This window comes from Pseudomonas sp. 210_17 TE3656 (genome assembly GCF_054821965.1).
Window position 1 is genome coordinate 4930025 of the sequence record NZ_JBTRBC010000001.1, and the last position, 17769, is coordinate 4947793.

Genomic DNA, 17769 nt, shown 5'->3' on the forward strand with positions numbered 1-17769 from the left:
AGGGTCCGCACATGGCCCATCTGGCGCAACGTACCTTTGAACCGCTGAACATTGCCGTACTGACCATCAGCGACACCCGCAGCTTCGACACCGACACCTCGGGGCAGACCCTGTGCGATCTGCTCCAGGCGGCCGGGCATCGACTGATCGACCGTGACCTGGTCAAGGACGACATCTACCAGATCCGCGCCACGCTTTCGCGCTGGATCGCCGACCCCAGGGTGCAGGTGGTGCTGACCACCGGCGGTACCGGGTTCACCGTGCGCGACAATACCCCGCAAGCCGTCCTGCCGTTGCTGGACAAGCATGTGGAGGGCTTTGGCGAACTGTTCCGCCAGGTCTCGCTGGCGGAGATCGGCATGTCCAGCCTGCAGTCGCGGGCATTGGCCGGGATGAGCAATGGCGTGCTGGTGTGTTGTGTGCCCGGTTCGCCTGGGGCCTGCCGCACCGCCTGGAACCAGATCCTTCTCGGGCAACTGGACAGCCGCACCGGCCCGTGCAATTTCGCGCCGCATCTCAAGGCCCAGGTCGAGCAGGTAATCGAGGCCTGTGGAGAACGCTCATGAGCCGCCAGGTGTGTGACAGCGGCAAGCTGATACCGGTCGACCAGGCCATCCGCCATCTGCTCGACCAGGCGCCGCCACCGCCGGCGGCGCAAACGGTGTTGCTGGAAAAAGCCCTGGGCCGGGTGCTGGCGCTGGACATTCATTCGCCGCTGGACCTGCCGGGCTGGGACAACAGCGCCATGGACGGTTTTGCCTTGCGCGCCGCGGACCTTCCCGCAGCCGGTGGCTGCCTGAACCTGGCCGGTCGCATCGCTGCCGGGCAGGCCGCCACCACGCCGCTGCTGGCCGGGCAGGCGGTGCGCATCTTTACCGGCGCGCCACTGCCTCCGGGCGCCGACACGGTGGTGCCGCAGGAGCTCTGCCGGGTCGAGGGCGAACAGGTCTGGTTGCCGCCAGCCAGCCTTGGCGATCATGTCCGCAAGGCCGGCGAAGAGGTGCGCAAGGGTCATCTGCTGCTCCAGGCCGGCAAGCGTCTGCGCGCCCAGGAGCTGGGCTTGCTGGCCGCTGCCGGGGTCTGCTGGGTCGAGGTCTATCGGCCGTTGCGGGTGTGTCTGCTGAGCAGCGGTGACGAACTGCGCGAGCCCGGCCAGCCTTTGGCGCCGGGGCAGATCTACAACAGCAATCGCTATTGCCTGGCGGCGCTGTTGGAGGGTTGGGGCGTCGAGGTGCATGACTATGGGGTGATGGCCGATGATCTGGCGGCCAGCCAGCATGCCCTGAGACTGGCGGCCTCTGAATGCGATCTGCTGCTGACTTCCGGTGGCGTTTCGGTGGGTGAAGAAGACCACCTCAAACACGCCATCGAAGCGCTGGGCAGCCTGGATTTGTGGCGTCTGGCGATCCAGCCGGGCAAGCCGCTGGCGTTTGGCGAGGTGGCCGGCAAGCCGTGGATCGGCATGCCGGGCAATCCTGCGGCGGCGCTGATCACCGCCCTGGTGGTGGTGCGTCCGTTTCTGCTCAGGGCCCAGGGCGTGCGCGATGTATTGCCGCGGCCGATGGCGTTGCCGGCAGGCTTTGACTGGTTGCAGCGCAACAAGCGCCGCCAGTACCTGCGCGCCAGATTGACCACGGGCGGCGATGGCCAGGTGAGCGTGCAGTTGCACCCGCAGCAAAGCTCGGCAATGCTCGCGGCCGCGTGCTGGGCCGATGGTCTGGCGGTGGTGGAGTGCGAGCATCAGCTGCACAAGCATGACAGCGTGACCTTCCTGTCGTTCGCCGAACTCATGCAGTGACCGGCCTTGATTGCCGTCAAGGTCTGCGCTGGCGGTCTGGCTAGACTGGCGGCGCATTTTCGATTGCACCGGGCCTGCTCGCGTTACGCATCGGAGGCGGGGTCGAGACACGTTCTTTCATGAGGAATGCCCATGCAACTGGTCTGCCCGGCAGGGAACCTGCCTGCGCTCAAAGCGGCGGTGCGCCAAGGCGCCGATGCTGTCTACGTCGGTTTTCGTGATGACACCAATGCCCGGCACTTCGCCGGTCTGAACATGGACGACAAGCAGTTCGACGCCGCCGTCGCCCATATCCGTCAACATCAACGCAAGCTCTATGTCGCGGTCAACACCTACCCGCAGCCGCAGGGCTGGGAACGCTGGCAACGGGCGGTGGATCGCGCTGCCGACCATGGCGTCGATGCCCTGATCGCCGCCGACCCCGGTGTGCTCGGCTATGCCAGTCAGCGCCATCCGCAACTGACCCTGCACCTGTCGGTACAGGGCTCGGCGACCAATGCCAGCGCCCTGGCGTTCTATGCCCAGCACTACAACATCCGCCGCGCGGTGCTGCCACGGGTGCTGTCGCTGGCCCAGGTACGCCAGGTCGCGGCCAACAGCACGGTGCCTATCGAAGTCTTTGCCTTTGGCAGTTTGTGCATCATGGCCGAAGGACGTTGCCACCTGTCTTCCTATATCACCGGCGAGTCGCCGAACTTGTGCGGCGTGTGTTCGCCGGCCAAGGCGGTGCGCTGGAGTGAAGATGCCGAAGGTTTGAGCGCACGCCTGAGCGAGGTGCTGATCGACCGCTACAGCGCCGATGAGCCGGCCGGTTACCCGACCTTGTGCAAGGGGCGCTTCCTGGTCGGCGGCAAACGCTTTCATGCCCTCGAAGAACCCACCAGCCTCGACACCCTGGACCTGTTGCCGGAGCTGGCGGCCATGGGCGTCGAAGCGGTGAAGATCGAAGGGCGTCAGCGCAGCCCGGCGTATGTCGAGCAGGTCACCCAGGTGTGGCGCGCCGCACTTGATGCCCACCGCCTGGCGCCCGAGCGCTTCGCGGTCAAAGACCAGTGGCGCCAGGTGCTGGCCGGTTTATCCGAAGGCAGCCAGACCACCCTGGGTGCTTATCATCGATCATGGCAATGAGGGACTGCAGATGAAACTCAGCCTGGGACCCGTTCTGTATTACTGGGACAAGGAGCAATTGGGGCGTTTCTATTCCGAGATGGCCGCGTTGCCACTGGATGTGATTTACCTTGGCGAAACCGTCTGCTCGAAACGCCGGGCGATGAACCTGGAGCATTGGCTGGGCCTCGGCCGCGAGCTGCAGGAATGCACGCAGGCACAGATCGTACTGTCGAGCCTGACCCTGGTCGAAGCCGCTTCCGAACTCTCCAGCCTGCGGCGCTTGTGCGACAACGGCCAGTTGCTGGTGGAAGCCAACGACATGGGCGCGGTGCAGTTTCTGGCCGAACGCAAACTGCCCTTCGTCGCTGGCCCGGCGCTCAACCTGTACAACGGCCATGCCCTGGCGCAACTGCAGGACTGCGGGATGATCCGTTGGGTGCCGCCGGTGGAATGTTCGGCGGCGTTGATCAGTTCGATACTCGACCAGCTCAAGGCGTTGGGCCGTGAGCTGCCAGAGGTCGAAGTCTTCGCCTATGGGCACCTGCCGCTGGCGTATTCGGCGCGTTGCTTTACCGCCCGCGCCGAAAACCGGCCCAAGGATGATTGCCAGTTCTGCTGCCTCAACTACCCCGATGGCCTGGCGTTGAGCAGTCAGGAAGGCCAGCCGCTGTTCACCCTCAACGGTATCCAGACGATGTCGGCCGAGGTCACTAACTTGTTGGCCGACTATTCCGGCCTTGCCGCCAGCGGTGCCGATCTGCTGCGCTTGAGCCCGCGCGCGCAGGGCATGGCCGAGGTGATCGCGGCGTTCCAGCGGGTGCGTGAAGGTGCAGCGCCGCCCTTGCATGTCGAGGGGTGCAACGGTTATTGGCATGGCCAGGCGGGAATGTTGCGTGTCGAGGAGGTGGGCCTGTGTTGAACCAGAAAAAATGGCTGCTGCGCGGTGCCGACCGCTTGCTCCCGCTGATCCGGCGGGTGCCGTTCGTGCTGCAACGTGTCGCGCTGCAACAAGCGCTGAACCGCTGCCTGGCTGAGCCACTGAAGGACGGCGAGTTCGATTTGCTGCGCGGGCGCTGGCTGTGCCTGCGGATTCCCGACCTGGACCTGACCTGGTACCTGACCCGCAGCCTTTACGGCTTGCAGATTGCCGAAAAGGCCAAGGCGGATGTCACCATTCGCGGCAACTGGCGCGAGTTCCTGCTGCTGGCCAGCCGTCAGGAAGATCCGGACACCTTGTTCTTCCGGCGGCGGTTGGTGATTGAAGGCGATACCGAACTGGGCCTGACCCTGAAGAACCTGATCGACAGCCTCGACCCGGAAGTGTTGCCGGTGTGGTTGTGGCGAAATCTGGAGCGGGCAGGGAAGGGATTGGCAACAGGCTGAACGCATTATCACAATGCCCGCTCCCGGTGGGAGCGGGCTTGCCCCGCGATTGCGGTCACTTTTGACCGGCAACTATCACCAGTAGCTGACTCACCTCGGCAAACAACTCATCGGCCTGCGCCTCACTGCAATCCTCGCCATAACGCTTGCGCAAGCCCTGCTGGCTGAGGATCAGGTGTTTGTCGGCCTGCAGGCCGTGCTGGCGCAGGCAACCGGCAACACACTGCAGCGGGCAGCCGTCCAGCGCCAGAATCCAGCGTCCCGAGCAGGCCAGATTGACCAGCGCCGGCACCTGCCCGCCGACCCCGGCGATGCACGACATCTGCGCCAGGCCTTCACGGTCGAGGCGCAGTGCGACATTGTTGGCCAGTTGCGCAACGTTGGAGCAACCGGAGCAGGCGTAGACCAGGGGCAGGGCAGTGCGGGGCATGAAGACTCTCCAGTGACAGGTCCGTCAGGCTTGATATTCGACCAGCGCCTCGGTCGCCAGAATGCGGATGTCGCGACGCTCCATGGCAATCAGGCCGCTCTCCACCAGACGATGAAGGATGCGTGAAAAGGTTTCCGGCTGGATCCCCAGCTTCGACGCCACCAGGCGTTTGGACACCTGCAGTACGACGCGACCATCCTCGGGGTCCTGTTCCTGCAAAAGAAAGCTGATCACCCGCTGGCTGGCGCTGGCCAGGGTCAGGGTATCGATGTCCTTGAGCCGTTGATGCAGGTGGATGCTCATGCTCGCGAGGATCGCCAGGCACACTTGCGGCTGGTCTTCCAGGGCATTGCGGTAGTGGCCGCCCTCGATGCTGACCACCACGCTGTCCTTGAGCGCGGTGGCGCTCACCGGGTAGTAGCGGGTCTGGCTGAACAGCAGGGCTTCGGCGAAGGATTGCCCGGGCTGGATGATCTCTACCAGGTTCTCCTGACCCTGGGCGGTGATGCGGTACAGCTTGATCTGGCCACTGACCAGCAGGAAGAAGCGTTTGGCCGGGTCGCCCTGGTGCATGAGGGTGTCGTGACAACCGAGGCGGCGTTGCATGGCCAGGCCGCAGACCTGTTCGAAAATGCGTTCGGGCAAGTGGCTGAACAGGTGATGACGGCGCAAAAACAGTACGAGGGAAGGGTGGGTCAGCATGGCGTACCTCCTGCCGGCCATGGTAGAACGCCCGGCACCTGCGGCCTATGCCTCCGCAGGTCTACCTCCAAAGGGGCAGTCAGCCGTGTTGACGCAGATGCTCCATGGCCCAGACAGCCGCCTCGACCCGTGAGCGCAAGCCAAGCTTGTGCAGCAGGTTCTTCACGTGGACTTTGACCGTGCCTTCGGTAATCCCCAGCTTGTGGCCGATGACCTTGTTGCTGTAGCCGCTGGCGATGGTCTTGAGCACTTGGCGCTCGCGATCGGTCAGCTCCACTTCGGCATGCCGGGGCGGTGAGCGCAGGGCCTGGGCCATGACCTGGGTGAGGCCGGGGCTGATCACCAGCGCGCCGTTCATGGCATCGCGGATGTACTGGATCAGCAACTCCGGTTCCATGTCCTTGAGCAGATAACCATCGGCGTCCAGGCGCAGGGCATCGCGGATATCGTCTTCGGCATCGGAAACGGTGAACAGCAGGACTTTGCCGCCGAAGGCCAGGCTGCGCAGGTGGCGCAGGGTTTCGATGCCATTCATCTGCGGCATGTTGTTGTCGAGCAGCACCAGGTCCGGTTGCAGCGGCTCGATCATGGCCAGGGCTTCTTCGCCGTGATTGGCTTCGCCGACGATCTCGAAATCGTCTTCCAGTTCGAGCATCTGGCGGATGCCACGACGCATCATGGGGTGGTCGTCGACCAGGAGGATGCGGCAACGCGCAGGGCTATTCATGTGACATTTCCTTGGGGATGGCGGCCGAGGAATTCCGGGCGGAACTCCATCTGGACGAGGGTGCCTTGCGGCTCCCTGGAAAGAATCTGCAACTGGCCGTGCAGGCTGCGCGAGCGCTCATCCATGATGTTCAGGCCGTGATGTTCGCGCGGGTCGCGACTGCCGATGAAGCCGCGCCCGTCGTCTTCGATCGACAGACGCACGGTTTCACCGTCCTGGCGCAGCTGCAGCCAGGCGTTTTGCGCATGGGCGTGGCGCAGGCAGTTGGACAGCGCCTCGCGGGTGATCTGCAGGATGTGGATCTGTTCGCTGGCCGACAGTTCGAAGGCCAGGTTGTCGACGTGCAGGTGAACCTGGAAATCACCGCGTCGGCTGAACTCCTTCGCAGTGTCCTTGAGACCCTGCATCAGGCCGGCGTCGTGAATCTGCAGGCGAAAGGTGGTGAGCAGTTCGCGCAGTTGGCGGTAGGCGTTGTTCAAGCCTTCGCGCAGCTCGGCGGTGACACCTTCCAGGGTCTCTACCGGCTCGCCGCGACGCATCAGGGTCTGCATGCGGCTGACCTGCAGCTTCATGTAGGACAGCGCCTGGGCCAGTGAGTCATGCAGCTCGCGGGCGATGATGGCGCGCTCTTCGAGCAGCAGCAGGCGATGGTCCTGCTCGCGTTGGCGTTTGAGTGACAGCGAGGTGCCGATCAGGTTGGCCAGGGCCTGGATAAGCTGGGTTTCCCAGGCCTGCGGTGCATGGCCATCGATAAAGTGCGCCTTCAGTTCACCCAGCGAGCTGCCCTGGTTGCTGATGCTGTAGATGTGCGGATTCAGTTGCTCATGGCGCTGGCAGGTGGCGCAATCGCTGCTGGCGCAGACCTTGCGGCTGTCGGCACCGTCCAGAGCGAGCAATTGCTGGGCCGGGGCCTGTAGTTGACCTTGCAGGCACAGCGACAGACGCAGGCCGGGCAGGCGTTGCTGAAAACGGCGGATCAACTCATCCAGCCCCTCGGCATTGGCCAGGCGCGTGGCCAGGCTGCGGCTGCTTTGATACAGCAGTTCGAGTGCGGCGTTGGCCTGCTGCAGGTTCAGGGTTTTTTGTCGGACCTGGGTTTCGAGGGTGCGGTGGGATTGCTCGATGGTCTCGGCCATGGCGTTGAAGCTGGTGGCCAGCTGGCCCAACTCATCTTCGGATTGATGGTTGACCCGCGCCTGGTACTCGCCGCGGCGAAAGCGCTGGGTGGCGTCGACCAGTTCCTGCAGCGGGCTGATCACGCTGCTTTGCAGTTCGTAGAGGCCAACCAGCAGGACGATCATGGTGATGAACAGTGCCACGCCTTGAATAATCTGTTGCCAGGATTGCTTGTGTTCGCTCTGGCGCTGCAGCAGGTTGACGAACTGGTTGAGCTGCTCGATGAAGGGCAGGGTGCTGGCCTGGAACGCTATGGCATCGCCACGCTCAAGGGCCGGGCCGAGGGTGTTCTGCCAGTAGTCCTGCAACTGTTGGTAGCTGCCATTGAGCGCCTCGTTGCTGCCGTCTTCCAGCACGCTCTTGAGCGTTTGGCTGTTGAGCCGCTGTTGCAGGCTTTGGCTTATGCGGTTGATTTCTTCGCGACCGGCGCCGGAAGCCAGGTTCCAGCTCAGGCGGTAGGTCTCCATGCGCACCGAGCCTGCGGTGTTGATCGCTGCCGCATCGCCCTGGCTGAACCAGGCGATCAGGCCGGCGCTCAGCGAGCTGGCTAGCGCCAGCACCGCGATCAGGATCACCGCTACGCCCGCCCGCGCGGGCAGCGAGCTACGTAGCCAACGGGTCATGGCCGCAGGCCTGAGCGCAGGAGGGGGAAAGTGCACATGCAGGGCTCCATTGGGGGGCTGCCGATGGTTTGGCGACCGGTCCCTGGCGCTCTACCTCTAAAGAGTTCTTGTCCGAAGGCTTCGCCCGAATATCCTGCATGAAACCGGCAAGACACTGATAAACAAAGGGTTTAGAGGTTTTTCGGACCTACCTCGTTGGAGGTAGGCAGTACAAGCATAGGCCTGGAGGCGTCCAGGCTTCTTTGATCCGGGTCAAGTTTTTCCGGGGTTTGCCTCTCTAGTCTGCGGCCATAGCGAACTGACTGGAGACCCAACATGACCCCACCGCGTGTACGACAAGGCCTGGTACTGGGCATGAGCACGCTGGCCTTCACCGTCTGTTTTATGGTCTGGATGATGTTTGCCGTGCTCGGCGTCCCGATCAAGGAACTGCTCCAGCTCAACGAAACCCAGTTCGGCCTGCTGGCCGCCACCCCGGTGCTGACCGGCTCGCTGGTGCGCCTGCCGCTGGGGCTGTTGACCGACCGTTTTGGCGGACGCAGCGTGTTCTGCCTGCTGATGCTCGCCTGTGTGCTGCCGCTGTACCTGATCAGCCATGCCACCGCTTACTGGCAGTTCCTGGTGCTGGGGTTGTTTGTCGGCCTGGCCGGGGGCTCGTTCTCGGTCGGTATCGCCTACGTCGCCAAATGGTTCGACAAAGACAACCAGGGCTTTGCCATGGGCGTGTTCGGTGCCGGTAACGCCGGCTCGGCAGTGACCAAGTTTCTCGCCCCGGCGCTGATTGCCGCAGGCAGCTGGCAGCTGGTGCCGAAAGTCTTCAGTGCAATCCTGTTCATCACCGCGTTGTTGTTCTGGTTCCTCAGTGCCGACAACAAGGCCCACCGCAGCGCCAAGGGCGCCAACCTCGGCGAGCAGCTCAAGGCCCTGAAAGATCCTGCGGTGTGGCGCTACTGCCAGTACTACTCGATCGTCTTCGGCGGTTACGTGGCCCTGGCGCTGTGGATGACCAAGTACTACGTCGCCGAATACGGTTTCAGCCTGCAAAGCGCAGCGCTGCTGGCCGCCTGTTTCTCCTTGCCCGGTGGCGTGCTGCGCGCCGTCGGCGGCTGGATGTCGGACCGCTGGGGCGCGCAGAGCGTGACCTGGTGGGTGCTGTGGGTCAGCTGGATCTGCCTGTTCCTGCTGTCCTACCCGCAGACCCAGCTGCAGGTGCAAACCATCAATGGCCCGCTGGACTTCCACATCGGCCTGAATCCGGTGCTGTTCACCGCACTGCTGTTCATCATCGGCATTGCCTTCGCCTTCGGCAAAGCCTCGGTCTTTAAATACATCGCCAATGACTACCCGCAAAACATGGGTGCCGTGTCCGGCATCGTCGGTCTGGCGGGCGGCCTGGGCGGCTTCATCCTGCCGATCATGTTCGGCGCCCTGGTGGACCTGACCGGCGTGCGCTCCTCGGCCTTCATGCTGATGTACGGCGTGGTCTGGGTGTCGCTCATCTGGATGTACTTCAGCGAAATCCGCAAACGCCCGCTGCTCGGCAAACAGCCGCAGGCGACCTCAAGCCCGTTTTCCAGCATTGCCCAAGGAGAAGACCATGTCGGTTCTTAAACAGCCTGACGCAGGCCCGGTCATACACGACTGGCGCCCTGAAGATCCCGCATTCTGGGGGCGTAGCGGCAAGAAAACCGCCACCCGCAACCTGTGGATTTCGATTCCCGCACTGCTGCTGGCCTTTGCCGTGTGGATGGTCTGGAGCACGGTGATCGTGCGCCTGAACGCCATCGGCTTTACCTTCAGCACCGATCAGCTGTTCTGGCTGGCGGCCTTGCCGGGCCTGTCTGGCGCCACCTTGCGGGTGTTCTACTCGTTCATGGTGCCGATCTTCGGCGGCCGCCGCTGGACCGCCCTGAGCACCGCCTCGCTGCTGCTGCCGACGCTGTGGATGGGCTTTGCCGTGCAAGACCCGAGCACCCCTTACAGTGTGTTCGTGATGATTGCCCTGCTGTGCGGCTTTGGCGGCGGCAACTTCGCCTCGAGCATGTCCAACATCAGCTTCTTCTATCCCAAGTCGCAGCAAGGCACGGCACTGGGCCTGAATGCCGGCCTGGGTAACCTCGGCGTCTCGGTGATGCAGTTCGCCGTGCCGCTGGTGATCACCTTCGGTGTGTTCGGTGTACTCGGCGGGCAACCCCAGGTGCTGGCCGACGGCAGCCAGTTGTGGCTGCAGAACGCCGGCTTCCTGTGGGTGCCGTTCATCATTGCCGTGACCTTGCTGGCTTGGTTCGGCATGAACGATTTGTCCAGCGCCAAGGCCTCGTTCAGCGAGCAGGCGGTGATTTTCAAACGCAAGCACAACTGGCTGATGTGCTGGCTGTACCTGGCCACCTTCGGTTCGTTCATCGGCTTCTCCGCGGCCTTCCCGATGCTGATCAAGACCTCGTTCCCTGAGGTCAACGCCCTGGCATTCGCCTTCCTCGGCCCGCTGGTCGGTGCCCTGGTACGCCCTCTGGGCGGCTGGGTGGCCGACAAGTTCGGCGGCGCCCGGGTGACCCTGTGGAACTTCGTGCTGATGATCGTGATGGTCTTCGGTGTGCTGCATTTCATCCCGCAGCAGGGCGCGGCCGGCAACTTCTACGGCTTCCTCGGCATGTTCATGCTGCTGTTCTTCACCACCGGCATCGGCAACGGTTCGACCTTCCGCATGATCCCGGTGATCTTCCGCACCCTGCATGAAAAGGCCGCTGCCGGCAAAGGCGCGAAGGGCCACGAGCAAGCGCTGAAAAACGCCGGCAAGGAATCCGCGGCGGTGCTCGGTTTCAGTTCGGCCATGGGGGCCTTTGGCGCCTTCTTCATTCCCAAAACTTTCGGCAGTTCGATGGCCATGACCGGTAGCCCGGCGCTGGCTTTCTACATGTTCGTCGGTTTTTACCTGAGCTGCATTGTCGTGACTTGGTGGTGGTACGCGCGCAAAGGCGCCGAAGCACCCTGCTGACAGGACCCGAATTCAACTTTTGCGTGGGTGGGGCACAGAACCCCGCAGCAAGCCTGAGAGGAAAGCATCATGAGTCATCTGCTCGATCAATTGCGGTTCTTCAACCGCAAGCAAAACGAGTTTTCCGACGGTCACGGCGAGACTCGCAAAGAGTCGCGCGACTGGGAGAACGTCTACCGTTCACGCTGGCAGTACGACAAGATCGTGCGCTCCACCCACGGGGTGAACTGCACCGGCTCCTGCTCGTGGAAAATCTACGTGAAGAACGGCCTGATCACCTGGGAAACCCAGCAGACCGACTACCCGCGGACCCGCAACGACCTGCCCAACCACGAACCGCGCGGCTGCCCGCGGGGCGCCAGCTACAGCTGGTACATCTACAGCGCCAACCGCCTCAAGTACCCGAAGATCCGCAAGCCGCTGCTCAAACTGTGGCGCGAGGCGCGCCAGAGCATGGCGCCGGTCGAGGCCTGGGCGAGCATTGTCGAGAACAAGGCCAAGGCCGATTCGTACAAGAGCAAGCGCGGCATGGGCGGCTTTATCCGCTCCAGCTGGGATGAAGTCACCGAGATCATCGCTGCGGCCAACGTCTATACCGTCAAGCAGTACGGCCCTGACCGGGTGGTGGGCTTCTCGCCGATCCCGGCGATGTCGATGGTCAGCTACGCCGCCGGCGCCCGTTACCTGTCGCTGATCGGCGGCACCTGCCTGAGCTTCTACGACTGGTACTGCGACCTGCCACCGGCGTCGCCGATGGTCTGGGGCGAGCAGACCGACGTGCCGGAATCGGCCGACTGGTACAACTCCAACTACATCATCGCCTGGGGTTCCAACGTCCCGCAGACCCGTACCCCGGATGCGCATTTCTTCACCGAGGTGCGCTACAAGGGCACCAAGACCGTGGCCATCACCCCCGACTACTCGGAAGTGGCCAAGCTCACTGACCTGTGGCTGAACCCCAAGCAGGGCACCGACGCGGCCCTGGCCCAGGCGTTCAACCATGTAATCTTCAAAGAATTCCACCTCGACCAGCCGAGCGCTTATTTCACCGAGTACGCCAAGCGTTACACCGACCTGCCGGTGCTGGTGCTGCTCAAGCCCATGCTTGGCACTGCACCGGGCGCCGGGTATCAGCCGGATCGTTTCCTGCGGGCCTCGGACCTGGCCGACAACCTTGGTCAGGAAAACAACCCCGAGTGGAAAACCATCGCCCTCGATGCCGACGGCGAGCTGGTGTCGCCGCAGGGTTCGATCGGCTATCGCTGGGGCGAGCAGGGCAAGTGGAACATCCTGCCGCGTGAAGGCGGCGCCGGTCGCGACATCGACCTGACCCTGAGCCTGATCGGTGGCGACGTCGCCGAAGTGGCCTTCCCGTACTTCGCCGGCGAATCCCACGAGCACTTCCAGCATGTCGCCGGTGATGCCGTGCAATACCGCCGTGTGCCGGTGCGCAGCCTGACCCTGGCCGATGGCAGCCAGGTCAAGGTAGCCACCGTGTTCGACCTGTCGGCAGCTAACCTTGCCATCGACCGCGGCCTGGGTGGCGCCAATGTCGCCCGCGATTATGACGACGCCAGCGTGCCCGGCACCCCGGCCTGGCAGGAGCAGATCACCGGCGTCAGCCGCGAGAAAGCCATCCAGATCGCCCGCGAGTTTGCCGACAACGCCGACAAGACCCGTGGCCGCTCGATGATCATCGTCGGTGCGGCGATGAACCACTGGTACCACATGGACATGAACTACCGCGGGCTGATCAACATGCTCATGCTCTGCGGTTGCGTCGGCCAGACCGGTGGTGGCTGGGCCCACTATGTCGGCCAGGAAAAACTGCGTCCGCAGTGCGGCTGGTTGCCATTGGCCTTCGGCCTGGACTGGAACCGTCCGCCTCGGCAGATGAACGGCACCAGCTTCTTCTATGCCCACAGCTCGCAGTGGCGCCATGAGAAGATGAACATGCACGACGTGCTCTCGCCGCTGGCCGACAAGAGCCAGTTCCCCGAGCACGCCCTGGACTACAACATCCGCGCCGAACGCGCCGGCTGGCTGCCCAGCGCGCCGCAGCTCAACCGTAACCCGCTGGACATCTGCCGCGATGCCGCCGCCGCTGGCATGGCGCCGAAAGACTACGTGGTCAAGGGCTGGCAGGATGGCAGCCTGCGTTTTGCCTGCGAACAGCCGGACAACCCGGTGAACTTCCCGCGCAACATGTTCATCTGGCGTTCCAACCTGCTCGGCTCCTCGGGCAAGGGCCACGAGTACATGCTCAAGTACCTGCTCGGTACCCGCAACGGCGTGATGAACGAAGACATCGGCCAGGTCGGCGACTGCAAGCCGCAGGAAGCCGAGTGGGTCGATGAGGGCGCCATTGGCAAGCTCGACCTGGTCACCACCCTGGACTTCCGCATGTCCTCGACCTGCGTGTATTCCGACATCGTCCTGCCGACCGCGACCTGGTACGAGAAGGACGACATGAACACCTCGGACATGCACCCCTTCATCCACCCGCTGTCGGCGGCTATCGATCCGGCCTGGGAATCGCGTTCCGATTGGGAAATCTACAAGGGCATCGCCAAGGCGTTCTCGAAGATGGCCGAGGGTCATCTGGGCATCGAGCAGGACCTGGTCACCGTACCGCTGATGCACGACAGCGTCGGCGAACTGGCCCAGCCGTTTGGCGGCACCGACTGGAAAACCGCGGGCGTCGCGCCGCAGCCGGGCAAGAACGCGCCGAACATCCAGGTGGTCGAGCGCAACTACCCGAACATCTACAAGCAGTTCACCTCGCTCGGCCCGCTGCTGGAAAAACTCGGCAACGGCGGCAAGGGCATCAACTGGAACACCGATGAGGAAGTGAAATTCCTCGGCGAGCTGAACTACCGCGAGAACGATGCGGGCATCAGCCAGGGCCGGCCGAAGATCGATACCGCGATCGATGCGGCTGAAGTCATCCTCTCGCTGGCTCCAGAAACCAACGGCCATGTGGCGGTCAAGGCCTGGGCGGCTTTGTCCGAGTTCACCGGCATCGACCACAGCCACCTGGCGCTGTCCAAGGCGCACGAGGCGATTCGCTTCCGCGATATCCAGGCGCAGCCGCGCAAGATCATCTCCAGCCCGACCTGGTCGGGACTCGAAGACGATCATGTCAGCTACAACGCCGGCTACACCAACGTCCACGAGAACATCCCGTGGCGCACCATCACCGGCCGCCAGCAGTTCTACCAGGATCACCCGTGGATGCAGGCCTTCGGTGAGCAATTGATGAGCTACCGGCCGCCGGTCAACACCCAGACCATCGCCGCGGTGAAAGGCAAGCGCAGCAACGGCCACACCGAGATCGTCCTGAACTGGATCACCCCGCACCAGAAGTGGGGCATTCACAGCACCTACAGCGACAACCTGCTGATGCTCACCCTCAGCCGTGGCGGGCCGATTGTCTGGCTTTCGGAAATCGACGCACAGCGCGCCGGTATCGAGGACAACGACTGGATCGAGTGCTTCAACGCCAACGGTGCGCTGACCGCCCGCGCGGTGGTCAGCCAGCGGGTCAAGGAAGGCATGGTGATGATGTACCACGCCCAGGAACGGATCGTGAACGTACCCGGCTCGGAAACCACCAAGACCCGCGGCGGCCACCACAACTCGGTGACCCGCGTGGTGCTCAAACCGACCCACATGATCGGCGGCTATGCCCAGCAGGCCTATGGGTTCAACTATTACGGCACGGTCGGTTGCAACCGCGACGAATTCGTCGTGGTACGCAAGATGGCCAAGGTCGACTGGCTCGACGGATCGCGCGGCGATGAGCTGCCACGTCCGCTGCCGACCGAGATGGAATAAGGAGTGCTGTCATGAAGATTCGTTCACAAGTTGGCATGGTCCTGAACCTGGACAAATGCATCGGCTGTCACACCTGTTCGATCACCTGCAAGAACGTCTGGACCAGCCGTGAAGGCATGGAATACGCCTGGTTCAACAACGTCGAAACCAAGCCAGGGGTCGGTTACCCGAAAGAGTGGGAAAACCAGGACAAGTGGAAGGGCGGCTGGGTCCGCAACAGCAATGGCAGCATCAACCCGCGCATCGGCGGCAAGTTCCGGGTGCTGGCGAACATCTTCGCCAACCCCGATCTGCCAGGCCTTGACGATTACTACGAGCCGTTCGACTTCGATTACCAGCACCTGCATACCGCGCCTTTGGGCGAGCATCAGCCGACGGCGCGGCCGCGCTCGCTGGTGTCGGGCAAGCGCATGGAAAAGATCGAGTGGGGCCCGAACTGGGAAGAAATCCTCGGCACCGAGTTCGCCAAGCGCCGCAAGGACAAGAACTTCGACCAGATCCAGGCCGACATCTACGGTGAGTACGAAAACACCTTCATGATGTACCTGCCGCGCCTGTGCGAGCACTGCCTGAACCCGGCCTGTGCGGCATCGTGCCCGAGCGGGGCGATCTACAAGCGTGAGGAAGACGGCATTGTCCTGATCGACCAGGAGAAGTGCCGCGGCTGGCGCATGTGCATCAGCGGCTGCCCGTACAAGAAGATCTACTTCAACTGGAAAAGCGGCAAGTCCGAGAAGTGCATCTTCTGCTACCCACGGATCGAAGCCGGCATGCCTACGGTCTGTGCCGAAACCTGTGTCGGACGTATCCGTTACCTCGGTGTGCTGTTGTACGACGCCGACCGCATCAGCGAAGTGGCCAGCACGGCCAACGAGCATGACCTGTACGAGAAGCAACTGGAGATTTTCCTCGATCCGAACGATCCGGCAGTGATTCGCCAGGCCCTGAAAGATGGCGTACCGCAGTCGGTGATCGATGCCGCGCAACGCTCGCCGGTGTACAAGATGGCCGTTGACTGGAAGCTGGCGCTGCCGCTGCACCCTGAGTACCGCACGCTGCCGATGGTCTGGTACGTACCGCCACTGTCGCCGATTCAGAACGCTGCCGCCGCGGGCACCGTGGGCATGAACGGGGTGATCCCGGATGTCGACAGCCTGCGCATTCCACTGCGCTACCTGGCCAACCTGCTCACCGCCGGTGACGAGAAACCGGTCAAGCGTGCGCTCAAACGCCTGCTGGCCATGCGCGCCTACAAACGTGCCGAACAGGTTGAAGGCGTTCAGGATCTGCAGGTGTTGAAAGACGTTGGCTTGAGCGTGAACCAGGTCGAGGAGATGTACCGCTACCTGGCCATCGCCAACTACGAAGACCGTTACGTGGTGCCGAGCGCGCACCGTGAAGAGGCCATGAGCGACGCCTTCGCCGAACGTTCCGGGTGCGGCTTCAGCTTTGGCAGCGGCTGCAGCGGTAGCTCCGACACCAACATGTTCGGGGCGAAGAAGGCCAACCGCCGCGACATCCTCAAAACCGTACAGTTGTGGGAGGACTGAGCATGCGCATCCTTAAAGTGATTTCGCTGCTGCTCGATTACCCGACCGAGACCCTGGTCGCCGGCCGTGATGAACTGGAACAGGCGATCCTTCAGGCGCGGGAAATCAGCCCGCGCCAGCGTGGCGCGCTGTTCGAACTGCTGGAGCTGATCTGCAACAACGACCTGATGGATGGCCAGGAGCACTACGGTGCGCTGTTCGGCCGTGGCCGGGCACTGTCGCTGCTGCTGTTCGAGCACGTGCATGGCGAGTCGCGCGACCGTGGCCAGGCCATGGTCGACATGCTTGCCCAGTATGAAGAGGCGGGTTTTGCCATCGGCGTCAAGGAGCTGCCGGACTATATCCCGCTGTATCTGGAATATCTCTCTACCCGCGACGACCTCGAGGCCCGCGAGGGCCTGGCCGATGTCGCGCACCTGCTGGCCTTGCTCGCCGCACGTCTGGAGGAGCGCGAGAGCGCCTACGCCAGTTGCTTCCGCGCGCTGTTGCAGATCGCCGGTGCCGAACCGCACCAGGCCGTGGCCGACCTGCGTGAACAGGTCGCCGCCGAGCAGCGCGACGATTCCCTCGAAGCCCTGGACAAGATCTGGGAAGAGGAGGCGGTGGATTTTCTCAAGGCCGAGCAGCAAGAGCGTTGCAGCGCCATGCCAAGTGCGCCGGGCAAGGCCCGCGAAGAAAGTGCGGTACCGCTGCACTGGGTTGATTTTCAGCATCAAGGGCCTGCCAGCGCGCAGGCTACGGAGGTGGGCAATGTCTAAATGGAATCTGTTGGCGTTCGGGGTGTATCCCTATATTGCTCTGGCGATCTGCCTGCTGGGCAGCTGGGCGCGTTTCGACCTGTCGCAGTACACCTGGAAGGCCAGCTCCAGCCAGATGCTTTCCGGGCGCGGCATGCGCGCGGCAAGCAACCTGTTTCACGTTGGCGTGCTGTTCGTCCTGGCCGGGCACTTTGTCGGCCTGCTGACCCCGGCTTCGGTCTATCACCATGTGATCAGCACTGAAAACAAGCAACTGCTGGCGATGGTCTCCGGCGGCTTTTTCGGCCTGCTGTGCCTGATCGGCTTGATCATGCTGATCCACCGGCGCCTGACCGATCCACGGGTTCGCGCCACCTCCAACACCTCGGACATCCTGATCCTGCTGGTGCTGTTGGCGCAGCTGGTGCTCGGTTTGCTGACCATTGTTGCCTCCACCGGACACATGGACGGCTCGGTAATGGTGATGCTCGCCGAGTGGGCGCAGAACACCGTGCTGTTGCGTCCTGTAGAGGCCGCGGCCGCCATTGCCCCGGTCAGCCTGGTGTACAAGCTGCACGTGTTCCTGGGCCTGACTCTGTTCGTGCTGTTCCCCTTCACCCGCCTGGTGCACATCGTCAGTGCACCGGTCTGGTACCTGGGACGGCGCTATCAAATCGTTCGGCAGAAAATCTGAGGAGGTT

General features: G+C 63.1%; 15 protein-coding genes. 11 read left to right on the forward strand and 4 right to left on the reverse strand.

Translation table 11 applies throughout. The annotated features are described in order from the left end of the window. The first annotated feature begins 11 nt into the window (after nucleotides 1-11). The 5 genes from moaB (at nucleotide 12) to ubiT (ending at nucleotide 4291) form a co-directional block, all read left to right on the forward strand. On the forward strand, nucleotides 12-566 hold the full coding sequence (gene moaB / locus ACVI9W_RS22905; RefSeq protein WP_461531317.1) for a molybdenum cofactor biosynthesis protein B: 555 nt from the start codon (nucleotides 12-14) through the stop codon (nucleotides 564-566). Then, nucleotides 563-1798 carry a molybdopterin molybdotransferase MoeA gene (locus ACVI9W_RS22910; RefSeq protein ID WP_461531318.1) on the forward strand — a complete coding sequence of 412 codons (1236 nt, stop codon included), beginning with the start codon at nucleotides 563-565 and terminating at the stop codon, nucleotides 1796-1798. Before moaB ends, ACVI9W_RS22910 begins: the two co-directional genes overlap by 4 nt. A gap of 132 nt (nucleotides 1799-1930) precedes the next feature. Then, nucleotides 1931-2926, forward strand: coding sequence for a ubiquinone anaerobic biosynthesis protein UbiU (gene ubiU / locus ACVI9W_RS22915; RefSeq protein WP_038610010.1), 996 nt, complete (start codon nucleotides 1931-1933; stop codon nucleotides 2924-2926). A gap of 10 nt (nucleotides 2927-2936) precedes the next feature. Further along, a complete protein-coding gene (locus ACVI9W_RS22920) occupies nucleotides 2937-3827 on the forward strand; it encodes a U32 family peptidase (RefSeq protein WP_461531319.1) in 891 nt (296 codons plus the stop codon). Next, nucleotides 3821-4291 carry a ubiquinone anaerobic biosynthesis accessory factor UbiT gene (gene ubiT, locus ACVI9W_RS22925; protein ID WP_038610015.1) on the forward strand — a complete coding sequence of 157 codons (471 nt, stop codon included), beginning with the start codon at nucleotides 3821-3823 and terminating at the stop codon, nucleotides 4289-4291. Before ACVI9W_RS22920 ends, ubiT begins: the two co-directional genes overlap by 7 nt. Nucleotides 4292-4346: 55 nt before the next feature. Here ubiT and ACVI9W_RS22930 read toward each other — a convergent pair whose 3' ends face one another. The 4 genes from ACVI9W_RS22930 to ACVI9W_RS22945 form a co-directional block, all read right to left on the reverse strand. Continuing rightward, nucleotides 4347-4721 (reverse strand): putative zinc-binding protein, encoded by a 375-nt coding sequence (locus ACVI9W_RS22930; RefSeq protein ID WP_422416108.1) that lies wholly within the window; start codon nucleotides 4719-4721, stop codon nucleotides 4347-4349. 24 nt (nucleotides 4722-4745) lie between these two features. Then, a complete protein-coding gene (locus ACVI9W_RS22935) occupies nucleotides 4746-5423 on the reverse strand; it encodes a Crp/Fnr family transcriptional regulator (RefSeq protein ID WP_461531320.1) in 678 nt (225 codons plus the stop codon). Nucleotides 5424-5502: 79 nt separating this feature from the next. Further along, nucleotides 5503-6150: a two-component system response regulator NarL gene (gene narL, locus ACVI9W_RS22940; protein WP_461531321.1), complete on the reverse strand. Its 648-nt coding sequence runs from the start codon at nucleotides 6148-6150 to the stop codon at nucleotides 5503-5505. Continuing rightward, complete coding sequence (locus tag ACVI9W_RS22945; RefSeq protein WP_038610032.1) at nucleotides 6147-7949, reverse strand: HAMP domain-containing protein; 1803 nt, start codon at nucleotides 7947-7949, stop codon at nucleotides 6147-6149. Before ACVI9W_RS22945 ends, narL begins: the two co-directional genes overlap by 4 nt. A 315-nt stretch (nucleotides 7950-8264) precedes the next feature. On the opposite strand from ACVI9W_RS22945, the gene ACVI9W_RS22950 reads away from it, so the two are divergent. From ACVI9W_RS22950 to narI, 6 genes are all read left to right on the forward strand, one after another. Further along, entirely contained in the window at nucleotides 8265-9560 is a 1296-nt protein-coding gene (locus ACVI9W_RS22950; RefSeq protein WP_461531322.1) for an MFS transporter, read from the forward strand. Next, nucleotides 9547-10944 (forward strand): NarK family nitrate/nitrite MFS transporter, encoded by a 1398-nt coding sequence (locus ACVI9W_RS22955; RefSeq protein WP_157192197.1) that lies wholly within the window; start codon nucleotides 9547-9549, stop codon nucleotides 10942-10944. The genes ACVI9W_RS22950 and ACVI9W_RS22955 overlap by 14 nt, the downstream gene beginning before the upstream one ends. Before the next feature lie 69 nt (nucleotides 10945-11013). Beyond that, nucleotides 11014-14781, forward strand: coding sequence for a nitrate reductase subunit alpha (locus tag ACVI9W_RS22960; RefSeq protein WP_461531323.1), 3768 nt, complete (start codon nucleotides 11014-11016; stop codon nucleotides 14779-14781). 11 nt (nucleotides 14782-14792) lie between these two features. Then, nucleotides 14793-16331, forward strand: coding sequence for a nitrate reductase subunit beta (gene narH / locus ACVI9W_RS22965; protein ID WP_038610041.1), 1539 nt, complete (start codon nucleotides 14793-14795; stop codon nucleotides 16329-16331). Between the two features lie 2 nt (nucleotides 16332-16333). Then, nucleotides 16334-17089, forward strand: a complete 756-nt coding sequence (gene narJ, locus ACVI9W_RS22970) for a nitrate reductase molybdenum cofactor assembly chaperone (RefSeq protein WP_038610044.1) — start codon at nucleotides 16334-16336, stop codon at nucleotides 17087-17089. Next, nucleotides 17082-17762 carry a respiratory nitrate reductase subunit gamma gene (gene narI / locus ACVI9W_RS22975; protein ID WP_038610047.1) on the forward strand — a complete coding sequence of 227 codons (681 nt, stop codon included), beginning with the start codon at nucleotides 17082-17084 and terminating at the stop codon, nucleotides 17760-17762. Before narJ ends, narI begins: the two co-directional genes overlap by 8 nt. The last annotated feature ends 7 nt before the right edge of the window (nucleotides 17763-17769 follow it).

Coding starts and splice junctions, on each gene's coding strand:
- moaB (WP_461531317.1), top strand. CDS start 12: ATGGCCCATCTGGCGCAACGTACCTTTGAACCGCTGAACATTGCCGTA.
- ACVI9W_RS22910 (WP_461531318.1), top strand. CDS start 563: ATGAGCCGCCAGGTGTGTGACAGCGGCAAGCTGATACCGGTCGACCAG.
- ubiU (WP_038610010.1), top strand. CDS start 1,931: ATGCAACTGGTCTGCCCGGCAGGGAACCTGCCTGCGCTCAAAGCGGCG.
- ACVI9W_RS22920 (WP_461531319.1), top strand. CDS start 2,937: ATGAAACTCAGCCTGGGACCCGTTCTGTATTACTGGGACAAGGAGCAA.
- ACVI9W_RS22930 (WP_422416108.1), bottom strand. CDS start 4,721: ATGCCCCGCACTGCCCTGCCCCTGGTCTACGCCTGCTCCGGTTGCTCC.
- ACVI9W_RS22935 (WP_461531320.1), bottom strand. CDS start 5,423: ATGCTGACCCACCCTTCCCTCGTACTGTTTTTGCGCCGTCATCACCTG.
- narL (WP_461531321.1), bottom strand. CDS start 6,150: ATGAATAGCCCTGCGCGTTGCCGCATCCTCCTGGTCGACGACCACCCC.
- ACVI9W_RS22945 (WP_038610032.1), bottom strand. CDS start 7,949: ATGACCCGTTGGCTACGTAGCTCGCTGCCCGCGCGGGCGGGCGTAGCG.
- ACVI9W_RS22950 (WP_461531322.1), top strand. CDS start 8,265: ATGACCCCACCGCGTGTACGACAAGGCCTGGTACTGGGCATGAGCACG.
- ACVI9W_RS22955 (WP_157192197.1), top strand. CDS start 9,547: ATGTCGGTTCTTAAACAGCCTGACGCAGGCCCGGTCATACACGACTGG.
- ACVI9W_RS22960 (WP_461531323.1), top strand. CDS start 11,014: ATGAGTCATCTGCTCGATCAATTGCGGTTCTTCAACCGCAAGCAAAAC.
- narH (WP_038610041.1), top strand. CDS start 14,793: ATGAAGATTCGTTCACAAGTTGGCATGGTCCTGAACCTGGACAAATGC.
- narJ (WP_038610044.1), top strand. CDS start 16,334: ATGCGCATCCTTAAAGTGATTTCGCTGCTGCTCGATTACCCGACCGAG.
- narI (WP_038610047.1), top strand. CDS start 17,082: ATGTCTAAATGGAATCTGTTGGCGTTCGGGGTGTATCCCTATATTGCT.